This is a genomic window from Fictibacillus sp. NPDC058756 (genome assembly GCF_042746035.1).
GTDB lineage: Bacteria > Bacillota > Bacilli > Bacillales > Fictibacillaceae > Fictibacillus.
Genome location: NZ_JBHYPU010000001.1, coordinates 2,977,287 through 2,996,886, shown reverse-complemented (window position 1 = coordinate 2,996,886; position 19,600 = coordinate 2,977,287). Strand labels below are relative to the sequence as shown.

Genomic DNA, 19,600 nt, shown 5'->3' with positions numbered 1-19,600 from the left:
GACATATTTCCGAAAATTCCGTCTGTTTAACGGAAAATCAGGCGAAAAGTATCGTAGATCCCTTCTGTATTTGTGCTTTTCTTACTTTTTTCACAGGTAATACCATTCTTTTGGAGAATTTAATTAGGTAGATTGTCAGATAAAGGGGGATCTGTGTGGACGGAGCACTTCAGAGGAAAAGCATTCGTAAAAGGATATCTTGGAAAAAGAGTTTAATGATTATGGGAGCAGCACTTATTCTTATTTTAGGAGCGGCAGCTGGTACGGCATATTTTTTATTGCAAAAAAGTGAACCTAAAGTAAACGGAACGCTTGTCTTAAATGGATTGACTTCAAAAGTAGATGTGTACAGAGACAGTCATGGTGTTCCGCATATTAAGGCAGACTCTATGAAAGATCTGTTTATGGCTCAGGGATATGTAACCGCGCAGGACAGGATGTTTCAAATGGATCTTAGCCGAAGACAAGCTTCCGGGATGCTGAGTGAAGTCATTGGGGAAAAAACACTTCCGCGTGACCAATTTTTCAGGACCCTTGGATTGAGAAGAGCGGCTGAAGCTTCCTATAACGAATATTCTTCTGAAACAAAACAATACCTTCAATGGTATGCAGATGGAGTAAATGCTTATATGGGCCAGGCAAAAGGGGAAAATACTTTGCCGATGGAATTCTTGCTGGTTGGCTACAAACCTGAAAAATGGACACCTATCGATTCACTGGTAATCGGAAAATATATGGCTTTTGATCTCGGTGGACATTGGGAAGGGCAAGCTTTTCGCTACTATTTAATGGAGAAATTCTCAAAAGAAAAAGCACTGGATCTATTTCCAGGTTATCCGGCTGACGCCCCGTCTATATTAGAGGATTTAGAAGTGAGCGGTCTTGATTTCGATAAAAGTTTCGCAGATGCAGTGATTCCAAACTTTCACAATGGCAGCAACAACTGGGTAGTATCCGGGAGTAAAACAGAATCGGGTAAACCCTTGCTGGCAAACGACCCGCATCTGCAGCTTGGAACTCCATCCATCTGGTACCAGTCACATTTAACAGCACAAGATTATGAAGTGAGCGGTGTTATCTTTGCAGGGGTTCCAGGAATTATTATAGGTCATAACAAACAAATTGCTTGGGGTGTAACAAATGTTGGCCCTGATGTTCAGGAATTGTATGTGGAAAAGAGGAATCCTGATAATCCTTATGAATTTCAGTACATGGCCAACTGGGAAAAAGCCGATGTGATAAAGGAAGTAATTAAAGTGAAAGATAAACCTGATGTCGAGCATGAAGTTGTGATCACAAGGCACGGACCGGTGATCTCAGAATTTGCTCATCAAGATAAACCGGGAACAGCTTTAGCTTTAAAATGGACAGCCCTTCAGCCATCAAAGGAATTAGAAGCTGTCATTCAAATGAATCGGTCAAAAAATTGGCCGCAGTTTGAAAAGGCTCTAGAATCATTTCACACTCCTGCTCAAAACTTTGTTTTTGCGAGCACGGATGGAACAATTGCCTATAAGGCTAATGGTCTTATTCCAATCAGGAAGCAAGACTATACATCTCTTCCTGTACCAGGCTGGACGGACAAATATGAATGGAAAGGCTTTATTCCGTGGAGCGAGCTCCCGACAACTGTAAATCCCGAAAAAGGGTTTATTGCAACTGCTAACAACAAAGTAGCATCAGATTCGTATCCTTATCACATATCAGATACTTTCGCACAGCCCTATAGACAGAAAAGGATTGTTGAAGTGTTAGGGACAAATCAAAAACTTACAATAGATGATATGAAAGCTCTTCAATTCGACCAAGTGAATAAACAGGCTGAGGAAATGCTTCCGATTCTTTTAGAGCAAGTAATGAATGAACCATTGTCAAAAAAGGAAGAAGAAGTTGTTGCCGTCCTGAAAAAATGGAATAAAAATGACAGTAAAGACAGCGCAGCCCCTCTTATTTTTCATATTTGGATAGAATCCCTCAGTAATGAACTATTTAAAGATGAAATTAGTAAGGAAATGATGAAGATGTTTGACGGACGGGAACAAGTAGTGGATGAGCTTATCCGAAAAGCATATGCAGGGAATCCTGGACCTTGGATCAAACAGAACGGCGGGCTTGAAAAAGTAGCTCAAAATTCTTTTTCAAATATGATCACGAAGCTATCCAATAAATATGGCCAAGATATTTCCAGCTGGAGATGGGGCAAATTTCATTCGCTGACTTTTGAGCATCCATTAGCTGCTATTAAACCTTTGAATCTTTTGTTTAACCCGGATACAGAAGAGATGGGAGGCAGCCGTATTACAGTCGGAGTAGCTGGCTGGAATCGTGAAACAGGGAACATTACCCATGGCGGCGCATGGAGAATGATCATTGATATGGCTGACACATCAAAAGCTTATCATGTAGTAGGACCGGGTCAATCAGGACATGTCCTAAGCCCATGGTACAGCGATCAAGTAAAAGATTGGGCAACTGGCAAGTACCACATTACAGAATTAAAAATGAAAAAAGAGGATGAAGGCAGACATCTCGTTTTGCAGCCATCTAAAGAAAATTAATAGGTGCAGGACACTTGTCTCTGTCTAAATACAGGGTTGGACATATGGTGTAGAGAAAGGCAAAAACAAGCTGGGAGGTTTACCCTTTGTCATACCAAATGTACCACCTGTGCCGCCGTTATATTGGCAGATCCGTCTATATCGATTGCCATTGCGGAACAAGGTATCACGGTGTCCTAAAGCATGTAGATCAGGAGAAGGCATACATTCTGCCATATAGTTCAAACCCGCAGGATGAGAGCAATGACCGTTTCTTTGCACCTGCTCTGATCGGTCTAACACTTGGAACTATCGCTGGATTAGCATTGGCACCGCGCCCATATCCAATCTATCCAGTTTATCCGCCATATCCGCCTTACCCATATTATTAAATAGTGAAGATGGGCTGCCAAAATTAAGTAAAACTTACTTTTGGCAGCCCCGATTTTTTTAATTTTTACATATAAAAAATTTTGAGTCACTATCTTATTTTTTATCATTTTTTAATTGTAGGATGCAGGAAAATAAACAGCATAGATGGAAAGTTACGTATACAGAAATCAGATGCGAATACAATTTAAGACAAGAATTTTTTACGAGGGGGTTTGGGAATGAAGCTTGCATTTTTGTTTCACCCGGTAAAAGATTTACAAGAATCACAACGCTATTATGAGGGGCTCGGTATGACAGAAGCCTGGCGTGAAGGCAATCAAGTGATGGGGTTAGCTATGCCTGATTGTGAAGTTCAGTTAATGATTGAGGAAGATGAACTAGAACTTGGACCAGGCGGGGTATTTGTTGTTGACAGTGTCGACAAATTCTATGATGACAACGAAACCAGACTTCATTTTGTTAAAACACCATGCAGCATTCCCCCTGGCAGGTATGCCATCTATAAAGATGAGGCAGGCAACCCGATTCGGATCATTGATTTTACGAATAAAGATTAATAGATAAACACGCCAGGATGAGGACTCCCTGGCGTGTTTATTGTGTTTTTACGGTACGTGTTCTTATATTTATTACATTTTCGCTCAGACTCTTTAAGATTTGTCTTAAAAAAGTCGAGTTACGCTCAAGATTATCTAACTACGCTCAAACTACCTTTAGTTCTCTCATAATCTTCCCTTTTCGCTCAATGGCCACAGTGTTTACTCAAAACAGGTGTAAATCGGGATCCTCATTTAAGGCAGGATCATGCAGATCTCCAATATAATTCAATAGACTTTCTCCTTCATAATAATAGGGTTCAGTATCTTCGAGCCAGCTTTGATACTCTTGAAAATCATGATCGAAATTACCCGAGTAGAAGCGATGTGCTACTTCATTCGTTAAAGTATCAATGATAACGATCCCCCTGTACGTCTGACGGTCGGGTTCATCATAATCACATGCAATATAATATGCCATTGAAAAAACTCCTTAGATGATCGTTCTACACATAATGTTGCAAATTAGTGCTTTTTTCATACCATTATTTTTTAGTTCTCTCATAAAGATAAAACGATAAGCCACAAAAATCTTACACAGTGTTTAAACGGTGTTTACATTTTATCTGTACGATTAATATGAGGCAGATTGAAAAGAGGGAATTTAAAATGAAGACATACTTTATGATTCAGGAAAAAATCAAACCTGCTTGGATTCAGGAAATGGTAATAAAGGCGAATGAGTTTGAAAAGTGCCAGATTTATTTGGAATGCAACGCACTTAGGATTAATGCAAAAAGTCAGCTGAGCATGAGTTTATTAAATGGGATGCAAGGAGTTTGCTGTGTTTCTGCACATGGCGAAAACAGCAGGACAGCAGTTGATGCATTGCGCAGTTTAGGAACCAAAGTTTTAAATTAGTTTGTTAAGTCAAAAGTCAAAGGCTGGCTCTTATTGGAAGCGTCCTTCCGAGCCAGCCTTCTTTATTTTTTATCTTTGCCGCTTCTGCTTGTTTGGACTAGTTTTTGTAAAAGGACTTCTTGCACAGCTGACCGTGCCAGGTCTGCATCCTTATGTTCTTCTTTTGCTTTTTGTTCAATTGCCTTAATATCACTTGAATTGTGATGACTCAATATATTGTCCACCTTTCTGCTGTTTCAAAATGTGTTATTTCCGCAAAAGAGATGAACAGGGCCCTATTCCTCTAAAAAGGAGAAATTATAATAAACCTATGCACAATCATTTCGAAATATGTTTGATTAAACTACAAAATCAAAGTTGAAAACAAATTCGCTAACCCCATTGCAATCTGATGAGAAGAGTCTAAAATGAATAGTTGAAACGACGCTTCAGGAAAAGAAGGGATAAAGTTTGCATAAAGTAATTTGGTTAACAATCGGGGCTTTTTTACAAGGACTTGCGATGGCCGTATTCTTATTTCCACACGCTGTTCCATCAGGCGGAGTCGCAGGCATAGCGATTTTAAACGATTTTTTCTTTCAGATACCACTAGGCATGACATTATGGATTATTAATTTTGGTTTACTGCTGCTTGCAGTAAAGAAACTTGGAAAACAAGCGGCATTATGGACGATATATTGTGTGGCTGTAACTTCAATAACGGTTGATTGGCTGGCTTCTCTGATTCAAAATTCTGTAAATAATATACTTTTTGATGTAATTTATGGTGCTTTAATTTTTGGAATAGGGGTAGGTATACTGTTCCGTTATGGAGCTTCATCTGGAGGAATGGATATTCTTGCTTTGATTATTGCGAAGTGGACAGGCAAGAAACCAGGTATTATTTTATTCTGGATCAACAGTATCGTGCTGCTTTTCACTGCTATAAACGTTGGAGCTTCGATTATTTTGTTTGCTGTTTTATGTCAGTGGATCAGTACAAAGATCATTGACTATGTCAGAACTGCACAATTTCAGAAAAAAGCGAAGCAATATATGTAAAAAGGGTACGGTTATAAAAACCGCACCCTTTTTTTGCAGCGTACAAATTAGCAATCTTTGCCTTTGTGCGCCCACGTAGTACCAACGATAATGAGAAGGATGAATAGAACTACTATGATCGCAAAACCCTTGCCATAACCTCCGCCACCACAATAACCATATCCGCCACCATACATTGGTGCGTTCGCTAGTGAAGCATTTACCGGTGAATTTGCATACATTCTAAAACTCCTCCTTACGATTTGTACTTTCTAGTTCGATACAGTATATGTGATAGGTATTAAGCGTGTATGGACAAAAGCTTAGTTTTTTTGGAATTAGGCGATATGTAATATTTTTGCAAAGAAAATCATGTTACGTATTGAGTGGATTGGGGTAACTTAAAGCAAAGGAGGCGTTATATATGCAAACTGCAACCCAAACTCAAATGAAAACCACAAGCAGATTATTAAAAACTCAATCATGGGCTTTGATCGGTCTTGGTACAGGTGCATTGGTCTGGCTCTCTTTTAAACCAAACCGTATAAAAACTAAAATGAAAATTAAAGATCTTAAACGAAGAGTGCGTCCGGATCATATCGAACGGACTCAGCTGCCAATTAATAAAGCGGGTCATCCAGATCCAATGGATGTCGATGATAATAAGATGGTTGAAGAGGGAGCTATGTACTCTGTAAATTACTATAACAATCGGAAACAATAAAAGGATGGGGGGAACCCATCCTTTTTTCTTTCTTTACTTGTGGTGAGGCTTTTTAAGTGTATAAAGGTCTTCCTCCAAGTTCTCCATTCTAGATTGTAGTGATTTAATGGCATCTTCAATTCCCTCATTATAAAAATAAGATGCCATTTCATCAGATATAAAGTCGAGAAATTGTTCAGCTGCTAAATTTCCTATTTCTTCACCGCGTTCATTTAGAAAGAAAAACTGTATTCTTCCGATCATTTCTTCTTTTGTTTCTTTAGTAAACTTTTTCATTTCTATTGAATCCCCTTAAATGTAGATTACCTCTTTATTATTTAAACATAAAAGAAGTTTTTGAAAAGCAGAATGGGCTGAATTATGCATAACCCTGTAGGAAATCTTAGGTCTTTATGACGATTAAACCTGTAAAAAAATGTCCGGTTTTGTAATATTACTTCTTCTTTTGTGGAAAGTATTTTCAAGTTGGCAAAAAGCCGTCATAATAATCGAGAAGTACTAAAATGACAAAAGAGGAGCCGATTTTCGTGGTGAAAAAAGAATGGAATAACTCTCTTCTATTGGAATGCATAAAAGAAAAAAAAGAAAAGCTGGTAGAAGTTGCAGACCGTAAAGGATTAACCAGCAAAGAAACTGTAAAGTGCAGTCAAGAATTAGATGTATTATTAAATGTCATTCAAAGAAAAGCCTCTTTTTAATCAGCGTTTATTGAAGATGAGTTCATCTGTTAGTTGATCGATGCGAAGTAAAATAGCCTTTTTTGTTACTAAAGGATAATTACAGTGAAATTCCGATAACAATTCTCTAATTTCCTGAATAAGGGTAATTTCTTGTTCAGGCATATGCTTTAGTGATTCGGTTTTCGATTTAAAATGAATCAAGTTGTCCTTCACGATAACACCCCATTTTATATATTGTGTTGGATACTACTTCCATAGAAGGGTTAAAATCCCTTCTAAAAGTCGAAATGTTTCCTTTCTACAGCAGAATATGACAATATCTTTTTATAAGGAAAAAAGAGATGTAGAAATGGAGGCTATAAACAGATGACAGCTATTAAAACATTGCAGGATACTACCGTTTTGCATAACGGAGTAAAGATGCCTTGGTTCGGCCTTGGGGTATTTAAAGTAGAAGAAGGACAAGAAGTCATTGATTCTGTTAAATGGGCAATTGAAGCTGGATACAAGAGTATTGATACAGCTGCGATCTACAAAAACGAAGAAGGCGTTGGACAAGCCATCAAAGAAGCTGGAGTTCCACGTGAAGAACTATTTATTACGACTAAAGTTTGGAATAAGGACCAGGGATATGAGAGTACACTTGCAGCTTTTGAAACAAGCATGGAAAAGCTGGGGCTTGAATATTTAGATCTTTATCTGGTTCATTGGCCAGTTAAAGGAAAGTACAAAGAAACATGGCGTGCATTAGAAAAGTTATATAAGGATGGAAAAGTAAAAGCGATTGGAGTATCTAACTTCAAGGTGCATCACTTAGAAGACATTCTAGCTGATTGTGAGATCAAGCCGATGGTGAACCAGGTAGAATACCATCCGCGTCTTGCACAAAAAGAACTGCTTTTATTCTGTAAAGATAATGGTATCCAGATGGAAGCATGGAGCCCGCTTATGCAGGGAGAATTACTGGATGAGCCGTCACTTGTTGAACTTGCAGAAAAATACGGAAAATCGGTAGCACAGATTATCCTTCGCTGGGATCTTCAAAATGGAGTTGTAACAATTCCGAAATCAATTAAACAGCAGCGTATTGTTGAGAATGCAGATATCTTTGATTTTGAATTATCTCTTGAGGATATGGCAAAGATCGACGGTCTTAATGAAGACCGCCGCATCGGTCCAGACCCAGATAACTTCGACTTCTAAAAGGGGTCTGACCCCATACAAATACAAAACCTCTCTTTTTGTCCACGTGGAAAATACATTCCACGTGGACTTTTTGGTTGATATTAACATGGCCGTTTCCGCATTCTCAATAAGGGTAAAGGCTAAGTAAAGGGTTTATCGTACATAATTAAGAGGAACCTGAGCTATTTATTACACAAATCCCAATCAAATATAGTTACTTGACAAAAGTAAGTTGATTTTTATATACTTAACTTACAAAAAATAAGTTAGTTAACTGAAAGGATGTTATCTTTATGACGATGCATACAGATGGAATTCATCATATAACAGCGATTGTAGGAAATCCTCAGGAAAATGTGGACTTCTATGCTGGAATACTTGGTCTTAGGTTAGTTAAGAAAACCGTTAACTTTGATGATCCAGGAACGTATCACCTATATTTCGGTGATGAAGGTGGAAAGCCTGGAACGATTATGACCTTCTTTCCTTGGCCTGATGCTTACCGAGGGCGTGTCGGTTCCGGACAGGTAGGTACTACTTCATTCGTAGTTCCTGAAGGGACACTTCCGTTTTGGGAAGAAAGGCTTCTTCAATTTCATATAGAATATAAGAAAACTGTACGTTTTAAAGAAGAATACCTTGAATTCATCGATCCGCATGGACTGCAGCTAGAGATTGTTGCAAGAAGTGAAGGTGAAAACAGTACGTGGTCGTTTGGTAAAGTAACACCACAATATGCCATAAAAGGTTTTGGCGGTGCTGTTTTATTTTCAGCAGCTCCCCATAAGACGGAGAAGGTTTTAACAGAAGTTATGGGACTTGAAAAAATCGGTCAAGATGGGGATTACCTTCGTTTTAAAGCAGCAAGTGATCTTGGAAATGTCATTGATATCAAATTATCACCAGAAGCTCGAGGCGTGAGCGGGGTGGGCACTATCCATCATATTGCATGGCGCGCAAGCAGTTTTGATGAACATGAAATGTGGCAAAAGCAAGTGAAGGAAAATGATTTTCATGTAACGGAGATAATTGACCGTCAATATTTTAATGCCATCTATTTCCGTGAAGAAGGTCAGATTCTATTTGAAATCGCAACAGATCCTCCTGGATTTACACGGGATGAGAAAGAAGAGGAACTTGGGAAGAGTCTGCTTCTGCCACCATGGCTTGAACCTCATCGAGACCAAATACAAAGTCACCTGCTGCCTGCAGAGGCAAGAATCTTAGAGGAGGACAAATAAATGAAACACTTGTTTAAAAAAGGTTCTGATGAAAGAAAGCCAGTACTTCTTTTATTGCATGGTACTGGAGGAAATGAAGAAGACTTATTAGCTCTGGCAGATATGATTTCGCCTGACTCTGCTGTGTTAAGTGTACGGGGCAATGTTTCCGAAAATGGTATGCCTCGATTTTTCCGCAGATTTGCAGAAGGTGTCTTTGATGAAGAAGATTTGATTTTCCGTACAAAAGAACTTAACGAATTTATTGATGAATCCGCAAATAAATATCAGTTTGATAGAAACAACGTGGTCGCAGTCGGATACTCTAACGGTGCCAATGTTGCAGGAAGCCTGATCTTCCATTATGAAAATGCTTTAAAAGGAGCTATCCTTCATCACCCAATGGTGCCAAGAAGAGGTATTGATCTGCCCGATCTTACTAATCTTCCTGTATTCATTGGAGCAGGTAAGAATGATCCGATCTGTCCGGCTTCAGAAACGGAAGAGCTTGAGAATTTGCTCACCAATGCTGGTGCAAAGGTACATGTAAAATGGGAGAACATGGGGCATCAGCTTTCAAGAGCTGAAGTAGAAGAAGCGGCAGAATGGTTTGCCGTAAATTTTAGCTAAAGAGGTGATAGAATGAAATCAATCGATCCTGACACTCTTTCCATAAAAGAGAACTATAAATTTTTAACAGGAAGCATTATCCCCAGACCTATTGCTTTTGTTAGTACCTTATCAACCGATGGTGTCTTAAATGCGGCACCATTCAGCTATTTTAATGCTCTAACTTCTAATCCGCCTTTGATCGCTATTTCTATTGGCAGAAAGAACGGTATACAAAAAGATACATCACGAAACTCAGAAGCACTAGGTGAGTTTGTCGTTCATATTCCAGATGAAACCTATATTGAAGCAGTAAACCTCACAGCGGCTAACCTTGGACCAGAAGAAAGTGAAGTGGATCTTGCAAAATTGACAGCTGTGGATTCTGTTAAAGTAAAGGTTCCAGGGATTGCTGAAGCAAAAATCCGGTTGGAATGTGTTGTGGAACAAATCTTGCCGCTTGGGGGAACAGCAGATCAGCCAGCAACCGACCTTCTAATCGGAAGAGTGGTTCATTATCATATTGCTGAAGAATTATATAGCGGCGGTAGAATAGATGCAGAAAAATTGCGGCCTGTTGGAAGGCTTGCCGGAACTAATTACGTGAAAATGGGAGAAACCTTCTCATTAGACCGGCCAGAATAATTAATGAAGTCTCTCTCTTTTAAGGGGGGGATTTTTTTGTGTCAAAAAACGACAAACATAATTCTGAGTATAACAATGAGTCCTTTGTTATAAATCCTTTGGGATAATATATGTATAACTTTTTTGGGTATTATCTATCGTTTTGTCTGGAATGATCATGGGTAATCTGAAGGGGGAAATATGAACCGGAACGCGTTCATTATTGGTTTTTCAAGGCTTATGTGAAAGTGTGATGAAAAATTTGGAAAATAAATAGATGATTTGTAACAAAAAAAGAGGGACGTAATTCACATTTTTTTACAAAGATTTCTTATTTTACTAAAATAAGTCCGTTTGTCCTGAGTCATATGACTATATTATTTACGATAATTAAATGCTTTAACATTTTTCTTGTCCAATAGTCACGGAAATGCGTAGATTGTCTCAGACAAAGGATTTATTTTCCAATATGTAGGTAAAAAAGTGACATATTATTACATTAATTTACAGGTGTTATGCATTATCCTTTAAATAGCAACAAAGAATTACTAGATTTTTATCTAAAAAAGCAGGAGGTGTGACAGGGATTTACTTTTACTGGTTTGATCTGTACGACAAAAAAGAATAGGGAGGGAAAAGCAACATGAGTAAAAAACGAAAAAAAGTACGATGGCTATCCGTATTTTTAGCTTTTTTAATGATTGTTCCATTGATGTTCCCATCTCAAGCTAATGCCGTATCGAAAGACAAACCTTCTACTTCGGCAAAAAAAGCAGCATTAGAAGGTACTAAAAGTAAGGTCTCCAAAAAACTAAATGAACAATTCAGCAAAAAGGATAAGGTCACTTTCCTTATCAAGTTCAAAGATCAAGTAAACACAGCCGAAGTAGCTAAAAAAGCTGCTAAGGAAGCAAAAGCTCAAAAATTAACTGCGAATCAATCAAAATTAATGAAGCGTTCCACAGTAGTATCCTCTCTTCGCGCAAAAGCGCTTGAAACCCAACAGCACACAAAAATCTACTTAGAAAAACAACAAAAAGCCGGAAAAGCAGCAGATATCCAATCTTTTTATGTCGTTAACGGTATGGCAGTAACGGCTACAAAAGAGGTTATGGAAGAAATTGCAGCTTTCCCGGAAGTTGAAAAAGTCCTTCCAAATGAAACAAGACAGCTTATTCAGCCTGTAAGTTCTGTTAAACTTCCAGAAAAACCACAGCAAAAAGCTGGTTTACAGGTTGAACCGAAAAATGAAACATCAACCATAGAATGGAATATCGAACGTGTAGGAGCTCCTGCCGTTTGGAATATGGGAATAGACGGCGCTGGAACAGTGGTTGCATCCATTGATACGGGTGTACAGTGGAATCACCCAGCCCTGAAAGAGAAGTATCGCGGATTTGATCCGGCAAACCCTGATTCTGCAAACCATGAATATAACTGGTTTGATGCAGTTGGCGGACAAGCTGCTGCATATGATGATCTGGGTCATGGTACACACGTTACAGGTACAATGGTAGGTTCTGAAGCTAACGGAGCTAACCAAATCGGTGTGGCGCCAGGTGCCAAATGGATTGCTGTAAAAGCATTCTCTGCAAACGGCGGATCAGATGTTGATTTGCTTGAAGCAGGTGAGTGGATCCTTGCTCCGAAAGATGCTGCTGGAAATCCTCACCCTGAAAAAGCACCAGACGTTGTTAACAATTCTTGGGGCGGCGGACCTGGACTTGATGAGTGGTACCGCGAGATGGTTGCAGCATGGCGTGCGGCTGAAATCTTCCCTGAATTTTCAGCTGGTAACACAACCATCTTTAACCCAGGCGGTCCTGGATCTGTAGCAACACCTGCAAACTATCCTGAATCGTTTGCAACAGGTGCTACAGATATCAATGACAGTTTAGCAAGTTTCTCACTTCAAGGTCCTTCGCCTTATGATGAAACGAAGCCTGAAATCTCAGCTCCTGGGGTGAATATTCGTTCTTCTGTTCCAGGAAGTGCCTATGAAGGCGGCTGGAATGGTACTTCAATGGCTGGACCGCACGTATCAGCAGTTGCTGCATTGTTAAGACAAGCTGATGCGAGTTTAACAGTTGAAGAAATAGAAGAAATTTTATTATCAACAGCAACACCGCTAACAGATGCAACATTCCCTGAATCTCCTAACAATGGATACGGACATGGATTGGTAAATGCCTTTTCAGCTGTATCTTCTGTCGTAACAGGTTTAGGAAGAATCGAAGGGACAGTTACGAAAGAAGGAGAGGACACAGAAGCTCCTTCAATCACACACGAAGCACCAACTGAGTCTTACAAAGAAATGCCTTTAACTCTTGAGGCACAAGCTTCAGATAATATCAGTGTGACTTCTGTTCTATTAAGCTACCAGAACGAAGATGGAAGCTGGACAGAAGCAGCGGCTGAACGTTCAGGCGGTGATTATAAGTCTGGTTCGTATACAGCAACTATTCCGGGATCTGCATTAACCGGTGACCAAATTGTTTACAAGTGGATCGTAAATGACTTTGGCGGAAATGAAGTTTCAACAGATAACTATACAGTAGCCCTTCTGGCAGGTATTTCAGTTGGCTACGAGGAAGATTTTGAAGGCAGCCCTACTGGATGGACTTCATATGGTACGAAAAACAGCTGGGAGCATGGTGTACCTACAAGTGGACCAGGTGCTGCACATTCTGGAGAAAAGGTCTATGCTACGAATCTAGAAGGAAACTATGAAAATAGTGCTAACATGACACTCGTAATGCCTCCAGTTGACCTGCCAGAGGGCAACAGCTATCTGCAGTTCAAACAATGGCATGATCTAGAGCGAAATTATGATTATGGACATGTTTTCGTATCAACAGATATGGAAAACTGGACACAAAAACTGCGTGTTAACTCTACTTCAGGCGGATGGATCGATGGAGAAGTAAATTTAAGCGAGTATGCTGGTCAGCGCGTTTATGTGGCTTTCAACGTTACAACGGACAGCTCTGTTCTAAAAGCCGGCTGGTATTTAGATGATGTGAAATTAATGGATCAGCCATTAGCACCTGCGCAAAAAGCAACCTTAGGCAAAGGTTCTGTGGATATGGCTCCTTCATTAGAAGCGAAGCCGAAAGTGGATCCTGCAAAAATTTTACCAATGAAACCGGTTGAAGAAAAAGAACCATCAAAAGACGGTGAAGCTGCACCAATGGCACTACCGATGCGTGCAGAAGTAAGTGTACTTGAGACTGGCAGATCCGTTTATACAAATCCTCAAGATGGATCCTACGGGTTGACGCATGCTGCAGGAACATACACAGTTCAGGCTGAAGCATATGGATTCCGTTCCGCAACACAAACTGTAAATGTTGAAGCAGATGGTACCGCCACTGCAAACTTTACATTAGAAGAAATTCCAAGAGGTACAGTATCAGGTACAGTAACGAACGAAGTAACAGGAGAACCAGTTGCAGGTGCTACTGTAATGCTTATGGAAGATGCAGCCATTGCACCAGTTGAAACAAATGCAGATGGTTCATATGAGATTGAAGCTTATGAAGGAGAGTACACGCTTAAAGTCGTTGCGCCTTCATACTACAGCGAAGAAGCATCTGTTACGATTACAGGCGGTGAGTCTGCTGAACAGAACTTCGAATTGAAACCTTTCATCGGATATCCTGGCGAGATTGGGTATGATGATGGAACCGCTGAAAACGCACGTGCATTCTATGATGCAGGCAATGGATGGGCAGTGAAAATGTCACTTGCTGAAGGAAATGAAAAAGCAGCTGTAACTGGCGGATTGTTCCGATTCTGGGATACAGAATGGCCAATACCAGGCGGAACTGACTTCCAAGTAGCTGTTTACGATGCAAGCGGTCCTGACGGCTCACCTGGAAAGAAACTTGCAGGTCCTTTTGATGCAACAGCACTTCGTAACGGCGAATGGACACATGTTGACTTAAGTGAGCATGGAATCATGGTAGAAGGAGATTTCTACATGGTGTACATCCAAAGTCATCCGAATCCGAATACACCAGGACTTGGAACAGATGAAGATGGAGAATGGTCAGGTAGAAGCTATCAGCTGGTAGGCGGTGCATGGTCACAGTCTCCGGAAGATGAAGGGAACTACATGATCCGTGCAACGGTTAACTACGAGGTGACGGCTCCTGTCATCACGTCTCCAGCAGATGGCTCGTTTACAAATATAGAAAACGTAACTGTTTCGGGAACAGCTGCACCAACAACAACGGTTGAAATTTATAACGGTGGAGAAGAAGTTGCGAGTGTGGCAACAACAGATGAAGGAACGTTCTCCGCAGATATTACGCTGGAGGATGGTGCAAATACACTTACAGCGAAAGCCGTTACAGAGCAAGGTTCAACGGATGAATCTGCTCCAGTAACGATCACGCTTGATCAGACAAAACCAAGAGTGAGCATCACTTCACCAGAAAACAATATGAAGACAAATCGTGAATCCGTAACCGTAACAGGAACAGTTGATGAAGCTAACCTTGACTGGGTAAAAGTAAATGGTCAAAGAGCTCAAGTTGATGAAGATGGCAGCTATAGCCACCGTATGCTCCTGAACGAAGGAGAAAACGTGATTGAAGTAGTGGCTCTTGATAAAGCCGGAAACCGTCATGCGAAGACTGTGAAAGTGTATGCCAAGTTTGATGCACCGGTCATTGAGAACTTAATGCCAGATACAGACAAAGTGCTGAAGAGCGGAGAGTCTGTAAAAATTGAATTTGACAGTGAGCCAGGTCTTGATGCAGTATTTGTAATCCACATGCCGCTGACAAATGCAGGGGAAGTGGCTAACGCTACTGAGCTCCCGATGCGTGAAACTTCAGAAGGACATTATGAAGGCTACTACACAGCGACTTCCAATGTAAAAGCACCAGGAGCTGTAATTGAAGTAATCGGTTCTGATGACTACGGCAATGAGACACACGAAAGAGCAGCAGGAAAACTGTATATTAATACGAAGAAAAAGTAATAAGATTAGTAAAAAAAATGATTATGCTGGTTCCTTCTTTTAGGGGGAACCGGTTTTTTTGTGTTGTTTAGTACCTGGTCATATAATTTGTTCATAATTCGACAAATATAAGTAGATGCTAAACACATAATCTGTGTTAAGATAGTTAAGATGTGAAATAAAGGAGACTGATTTTATGAGCGAACATTCGAAGTACGACATTCGTGAATGGAAAAAGAAATTAGCACCATTTGAGCGCCCGCGTATATCAGCAAGCGTATGGCAGTTAATTAATTCAGTAGGTCCATTCCTGATCTTATGGGTTTTAGCTTATCTGAGTTTAAATATATCGTTTTGGTTGACACTTCTTTGTGCAGTTCCAGCGGCAGGCTTCTTAGTCCGCACATTTATCATTTTTCATGATTGCACACACTATTCATTTTTCAAGAGCCGACGAGCTAATCAAATCGTTGGTATCTTCACAGGGCTATTTACTTTCTGTTCATATGAACAATGGAAAAACAGCCATGCAACTCATCACGCTACAAACGGAAACTTGGAAAAGCGAGGCGTCGGTGATGTCTGGACGATGACATTGCAGGAATATGCAGAAGCTTCATGGTTTAAAAGATTGCAATACCGCACATATCGCAACCCGATCGTTCTTTTCTTGATCGGCCCATTATATATCTTTTTAATTGATTACCGTTTTAATGCGAAAAATGCTTCAAAAAAGGAAAAGATCCATGTTTGGCTGACAAACGTTGCACTAGTAGCAATTGTTTTATCAGTAGGCTTTGCAATTGGATGGAAAGCATTCCTGCTAGTTGAACTTCCGATCTTTTATATTGCTACATTTTCTGGCGTTTGGCTGTTTTATGTACAGCATCAGTTTGAAGATGGGTATTTTGAGCATAACGAAAAGTGGAACTATGTAGAAGCTGCATTAAAGGGAAGTTCGTTCTACAAGCTTCCTAAAGTACTGCAATGGTTTACAGGAAACATCGGATTCCACCATGTGCATCACTTGAATTCCCGAGTTCCTAACTACCACCTTGAAAAAGCGCATAAAAGTGATCCAAGGCTTCAAGATGTTCCAACACTAACGCTTTTAACAAGCTTAAAGTCATTGACGTTTAAGCTGTGGGATGAACAGTCTAAGAAGTTTATCGGAAACAGAGATATCCGCAACTTTATCCGTAAAAATAAAACAGCATAAGTTGAAAGAGTCATCGGCAATTCTTTGTTTGGTTGCCGAAGGCTCTTTTTTTTGTTCCAACTGCTTACATCTGTACATATATTGGATATATGCCTACTCACTATAAGGAGGAGGGTGAAGATGAAGTTAAATGTACAATATATTCCTGTGAGTAAAATTAGACCTAATCTTAACGGTAAAATAACAGAGCACATAAAAAAACTTAGAAATATAATGTGGGATTGTATGCACATTTTAGTTGTGAAAAAAGAAAAGGATGGTAATTACACGATTATCAGTGGTAACGAACGTTATGAATATATTCAAAAACATACTAAAAATAAGTTTGCTCCGTGCATTATAGATGAAAATAAATTGTGCACAGAGCTAAAATATTGGCTTTACCGGGTTTTCAATGTGCACTTACAAGAAAAAGAAAGTAAGGATATTTTCGATAAAATAAGTCCAAATAGTGTTTCAATCATCCGCTATTTTTTAAAAGAAGAACCTCGTTTTAGTAGTTTGTCTCGTTTGGAGAAAACAAAAGTACTCATTTTAGCTTTACGGTACAAAAAAACAGTAATTACTTCAATGAAATTAAAAGTCGATGAATGCTTTAAAAAAACCATACAATAGTTAAAAACAGATGATATAATTTTACTGTTAGGAAAATATAGGGAATAAAGGAGGGGACTGTTGTGACAAAAAAACAATTTCAGAACAAACCAATTACGATGTGTGTTACACAGCCTGCCTCTTTAAAATAGAATTGTAATTTTCGTTAAATGCAAGAGACCATCGTATTAAATGAAGGTCTCTTTTTTATATATAAACATCCATCATTGCCTTCCTAACATTGGTTTGTTCAGATTCAGTTTATATAAAGGGAGATTAGATGGATGAAAAGAAATAAAAATGACGGTAAAATGATTTCAAAAATTGAAGTACCTGTTCATTGTGATTTCGAGGGGAAAATAACAATATACAGTATTGAATATTTGGTAGACGAGTTAAAAGTAGTTGGTTTTATTATTAGACCAAAATCTGATACCAAGCTGCCTGTTCTCATCTTTAATCGTGGAGGAAATTGCGAATATGGAAAACTTGATGATGAGCGGTTATATCGGTTAAGCAAATACGCTTTAGAAGGTTATGTTGTTTTAGCATCTCAATATCGAGGGAACGATGGTGGTGAGGGCAAGGATGCTTTTGGGGGTGATGATGTCCGGGACGTATTCGCACTCTCATGGCTGGGGGATGAGCTTCCATATGCAGACAAAGATAATAAAGTTATGATTGGACATTCCCGTGGCGGAATGATGACTTACCTTAGTATTAAGAAAGGAATTGATATAAAAGCTGCTGCAGTGATAGGAGCCCCGACAAATTTACTGCGCAGGCCATTAGCATTTCCTATGGAAAGTGTCTTAGCTGAGCTCGTTGGTGATTTTACAGAAAAGAGAAGTGAATACTGTGACCGATCTGCATTACTTTGGCCTGATAAAATCAAAACGCCTATTCTAATTCAGCATGGAGATGCAGATTTACGCGTGAACTATGAGGACGCTGAAGAACTTGTAGAATCACTTAAGAAAAATAATTCAGAGTATAAGTTCATTCTTTACAAAGATGGAGATCATGCACTGAATAAGTATGAAAAAGACCGAGACAGAGAAATTTTTGATTGGTTTTCATTATATATAAACGATAAAAAATAGAGCATAAAAACGTGCACTCAGAATAGTGAGTGCACGTTTTAGTTCATATCCCATAAATCACTTACTTTAATAGTTGGATCGACTCTTTTGACAGCGGATAAGATTTTACGTATGGTTATCATTCTTGGACTTTTTTTAGGATTCGATGCTAATTCTTCGATTGTTTTTCTTTCTAAACCTGAAGTTCGTGTTAACCAGTCAGTATCTCTATTATGTCGTTCGAGCCAAATGCCTAGCTTACTGCGTTTCTGCTCCACTCTATTCATTTCGATGATACCCCCCAAGTCATTTGCTTTTTCTCTATACTATTTGTTACCCGCTTGTAAAAAACATAAACCTTTTTATACAATTTTCTACAACTTTTGGACTAAAATGGGAACTGCTTAGGATTAATAGATAAAGATTTTATAGTAAAAAAATCCTAAAACTAAGGGGTTAAAATTATTTAATAAGGGGTTAAAATTATTTAATTTGAAGCAGGAATTCCTTTAGAGATAAAGAAAAAGCTTTGATAGAAAAGGCTTTTCGAATGTTGCTATTCAAAAATACATGTTAAGCAGTTAATTATTCTTGTGGGAAAATTTATAGGGACACAAATAATGTATCAAAGAAGTATATTCTTTTCTTTTTGAAAGATCTTCACATATAGTGATAGCAAAGGTGGTGTCATAAATGGAGGATGTAAGAAGCTTATTTCATGTTCTGAACAGAAGATATAATCGTCTAGAAAAAGATTGCTGCCGTATTGAGGGGACAGGCATTTCACTTGTACATAGTCATATTCTCTACGAAATTGATAAGCATAACGCACCTTCCATGCAGCAGATTGCAGATTTGCTTAGAATTGATATTACAACTTTCAGCCGGCAGATCCAAACGCTTATAAAAATGGGACTTGTGATTAAAAGTGCCAATCCGTCAGATAAACGATTTTATTTCTTATCTTTAACGGAAAAAGGGAAGCGGACTGCAGATGAGATTAACATCTTGGTTATTTCTAATTTAGATGATATTTTTTCACAAATGAATGAATTTGAACGGGATACTGTCATTCATTCACTAAAGATCTTAACTAGGGCTATGGGGCAATTAAGAAGTAACAAGGTATTATGATAGTAAATTCATTCAAAACTTCTGAAAACCATTTTTGGGTTTTCTTTTTTTGCTGTTTTTGTAACCTTTGTTGCTATTTGAAAGGGGTGATTTCCCCTGCAGGATGCTCGATTTCTGCGGGGCGTGCGGTGAGCCACGGTGAATATATGAAAT

At 39.1% G+C, this 19,600-nt stretch carries 22 protein-coding genes; 16 read left to right on the top strand and 6 right to left on the bottom strand.

What is annotated here, in order from left to right; translation table 11 throughout:
• Positions 1-215: 215 nt before the first annotated feature.
• The 3 genes from ACFW35_RS15410 to ACFW35_RS15400 all read left to right on the top strand — a co-directional run bounded on the left by ACFW35_RS15410 (position 216) and on the right by ACFW35_RS15400 (position 3,487).
• Positions 216-2,558 (top strand): penicillin acylase family protein, encoded by a 2,343-nt coding sequence (locus ACFW35_RS15410; protein WP_379847529.1) that lies wholly within the window; start codon positions 216-218, stop codon positions 2,556-2,558.
• Positions 2,559-2,644: 86 nt separating this feature from the next.
• Complete coding sequence (locus ACFW35_RS15405) at positions 2,645-2,929, top strand: hypothetical protein (RefSeq protein WP_379846979.1); 285 nt, start codon at positions 2,645-2,647, stop codon at positions 2,927-2,929.
• Between the two features lie 219 nt (positions 2,930-3,148).
• Positions 3,149-3,487, top strand: a complete 339-nt coding sequence (locus ACFW35_RS15400) for a VOC family protein (RefSeq protein ID WP_379846977.1) — start codon at positions 3,149-3,151, stop codon at positions 3,485-3,487.
• A gap of 205 nt (positions 3,488-3,692) precedes the next feature.
• On the opposite strand, the gene ACFW35_RS15395 is transcribed toward ACFW35_RS15400, so the two are convergent.
• The gene (locus tag ACFW35_RS15395; protein WP_379846975.1) at positions 3,693-3,947 is read right to left on the bottom strand and encodes a hypothetical protein; all 255 of its coding nucleotides are present in this window, start codon (positions 3,945-3,947) and stop codon (positions 3,693-3,695) included.
• A gap of 188 nt (positions 3,948-4,135) precedes the next feature.
• Between ACFW35_RS15395 and ACFW35_RS15390 the strand changes: the two genes are divergently transcribed.
• On the top strand, positions 4,136-4,387 hold the full coding sequence (locus ACFW35_RS15390) for an HPr family phosphocarrier protein (RefSeq protein ID WP_066286878.1): 252 nt from the start codon (positions 4,136-4,138) through the stop codon (positions 4,385-4,387).
• A gap of 62 nt (positions 4,388-4,449) precedes the next feature.
• Here the strand turns inward: ACFW35_RS15390 and ACFW35_RS15385 are convergent, their stop codons facing one another.
• Positions 4,450-4,599: a hypothetical protein gene (locus ACFW35_RS15385; protein ID WP_379846973.1), complete on the bottom strand. Its 150-nt coding sequence runs from the start codon at positions 4,597-4,599 to the stop codon at positions 4,450-4,452.
• A 238-nt stretch (positions 4,600-4,837) separates the two neighbouring features.
• Here ACFW35_RS15385 and ACFW35_RS15380 point away from each other — a divergent pair, with 238 nt between their 5' ends.
• On the top strand, positions 4,838-5,428 hold the full coding sequence (locus tag ACFW35_RS15380) for a YitT family protein (RefSeq protein WP_379846971.1): 591 nt from the start codon (positions 4,838-4,840) through the stop codon (positions 5,426-5,428).
• 47 nt (positions 5,429-5,475) lie between these two features.
• On the opposite strand, the gene ACFW35_RS15375 is transcribed toward ACFW35_RS15380, so the two are convergent.
• Positions 5,476-5,604, bottom strand: a complete 129-nt coding sequence (locus ACFW35_RS15375) for a YjcZ family sporulation protein (RefSeq protein WP_379847527.1) — start codon at positions 5,602-5,604, stop codon at positions 5,476-5,478.
• A 227-nt stretch (positions 5,605-5,831) separates the two neighbouring features.
• Here ACFW35_RS15375 and ACFW35_RS15370 point away from each other — a divergent pair, with 227 nt between their 5' ends.
• Positions 5,832-6,131 (top strand): hypothetical protein, encoded by a 300-nt coding sequence (locus tag ACFW35_RS15370; protein WP_083207659.1) that lies wholly within the window; start codon positions 5,832-5,834, stop codon positions 6,129-6,131.
• A gap of 33 nt (positions 6,132-6,164) precedes the next feature.
• Here the strand turns inward: ACFW35_RS15370 and ACFW35_RS15365 are convergent, their stop codons facing one another.
• On the bottom strand, positions 6,165-6,407 hold the full coding sequence (locus ACFW35_RS15365; RefSeq protein ID WP_379846969.1) for a DUF2164 domain-containing protein: 243 nt from the start codon (positions 6,405-6,407) through the stop codon (positions 6,165-6,167).
• Between the two features lie 251 nt (positions 6,408-6,658).
• Here ACFW35_RS15365 and ACFW35_RS15360 point away from each other — a divergent pair, with 251 nt between their 5' ends.
• Positions 6,659-6,829, top strand: a complete 171-nt coding sequence (locus ACFW35_RS15360) for an aspartyl-phosphate phosphatase Spo0E family protein (protein ID WP_379846967.1) — start codon at positions 6,659-6,661, stop codon at positions 6,827-6,829.
• Here ACFW35_RS15360 and ACFW35_RS15355 read toward each other — a convergent pair whose 3' ends face one another.
• A complete protein-coding gene (locus ACFW35_RS15355) occupies positions 6,830-7,024 on the bottom strand; it encodes a hypothetical protein (RefSeq protein WP_379832793.1) in 195 nt (64 codons plus the stop codon). It lies immediately after the preceding gene.
• Positions 7,025-7,177: 153 nt separating this feature from the next.
• Between ACFW35_RS15355 and ACFW35_RS15350 the strand changes: the two genes are divergently transcribed.
• The 8 genes from ACFW35_RS15350 to ACFW35_RS15315 all read left to right on the top strand — a co-directional run bounded on the left by ACFW35_RS15350 (position 7,178) and on the right by ACFW35_RS15315 (position 18,334).
• The gene (locus tag ACFW35_RS15350) at positions 7,178-8,014 is read left to right on the top strand and encodes an aldo/keto reductase (protein WP_379846966.1); all 837 of its coding nucleotides are present in this window, start codon (positions 7,178-7,180) and stop codon (positions 8,012-8,014) included.
• A gap of 275 nt (positions 8,015-8,289) precedes the next feature.
• A complete protein-coding gene (locus tag ACFW35_RS15345; RefSeq protein ID WP_379846964.1) occupies positions 8,290-9,237 on the top strand; it encodes a ring-cleaving dioxygenase in 948 nt (315 codons plus the stop codon).
• On the top strand, positions 9,238-9,846 hold the full coding sequence (locus tag ACFW35_RS15340; protein ID WP_379846962.1) for an alpha/beta hydrolase: 609 nt from the start codon (positions 9,238-9,240) through the stop codon (positions 9,844-9,846). It begins immediately after the preceding gene.
• A 12-nt stretch (positions 9,847-9,858) separates the two neighbouring features.
• Positions 9,859-10,470, top strand: a complete 612-nt coding sequence (locus ACFW35_RS15335; protein WP_379846960.1) for a flavin reductase family protein — start codon at positions 9,859-9,861, stop codon at positions 10,468-10,470.
• Positions 10,471-11,092: 622 nt separating this feature from the next.
• Positions 11,093-15,439 carry a S8 family serine peptidase gene (locus ACFW35_RS15330; protein WP_379846959.1) on the top strand — a complete coding sequence of 1,449 codons (4,347 nt, stop codon included), beginning with the start codon at positions 11,093-11,095 and terminating at the stop codon, positions 15,437-15,439.
• 175 nt (positions 15,440-15,614) lie between these two features.
• Positions 15,615-16,637 (top strand): fatty acid desaturase, encoded by a 1,023-nt coding sequence (locus ACFW35_RS15325; protein WP_226536593.1) that lies wholly within the window; start codon positions 15,615-15,617, stop codon positions 16,635-16,637.
• A 120-nt stretch (positions 16,638-16,757) separates the two neighbouring features.
• Positions 16,758-17,252 carry a hypothetical protein gene (locus tag ACFW35_RS15320; protein ID WP_379846957.1) on the top strand — a complete coding sequence of 165 codons (495 nt, stop codon included), beginning with the start codon at positions 16,758-16,760 and terminating at the stop codon, positions 17,250-17,252.
• Between the two features lie 263 nt (positions 17,253-17,515).
• On the top strand, positions 17,516-18,334 hold the full coding sequence (locus tag ACFW35_RS15315) for an alpha/beta hydrolase family protein (protein ID WP_379846955.1): 819 nt from the start codon (positions 17,516-17,518) through the stop codon (positions 18,332-18,334).
• 38 nt (positions 18,335-18,372) lie between these two features.
• On the opposite strand, the gene ACFW35_RS15310 is transcribed toward ACFW35_RS15315, so the two are convergent.
• The gene (locus tag ACFW35_RS15310; RefSeq protein WP_379846954.1) at positions 18,373-18,600 is read right to left on the bottom strand and encodes an XRE family transcriptional regulator; all 228 of its coding nucleotides are present in this window, start codon (positions 18,598-18,600) and stop codon (positions 18,373-18,375) included.
• A gap of 406 nt (positions 18,601-19,006) precedes the next feature.
• Here ACFW35_RS15310 and ACFW35_RS15305 point away from each other — a divergent pair, with 406 nt between their 5' ends.
• Entirely contained in the window at positions 19,007-19,447 is a 441-nt protein-coding gene (locus ACFW35_RS15305) for a MarR family winged helix-turn-helix transcriptional regulator (RefSeq protein WP_379846952.1), read from the top strand.
• The last annotated feature ends 153 nt before the right edge of the window (positions 19,448-19,600 follow it).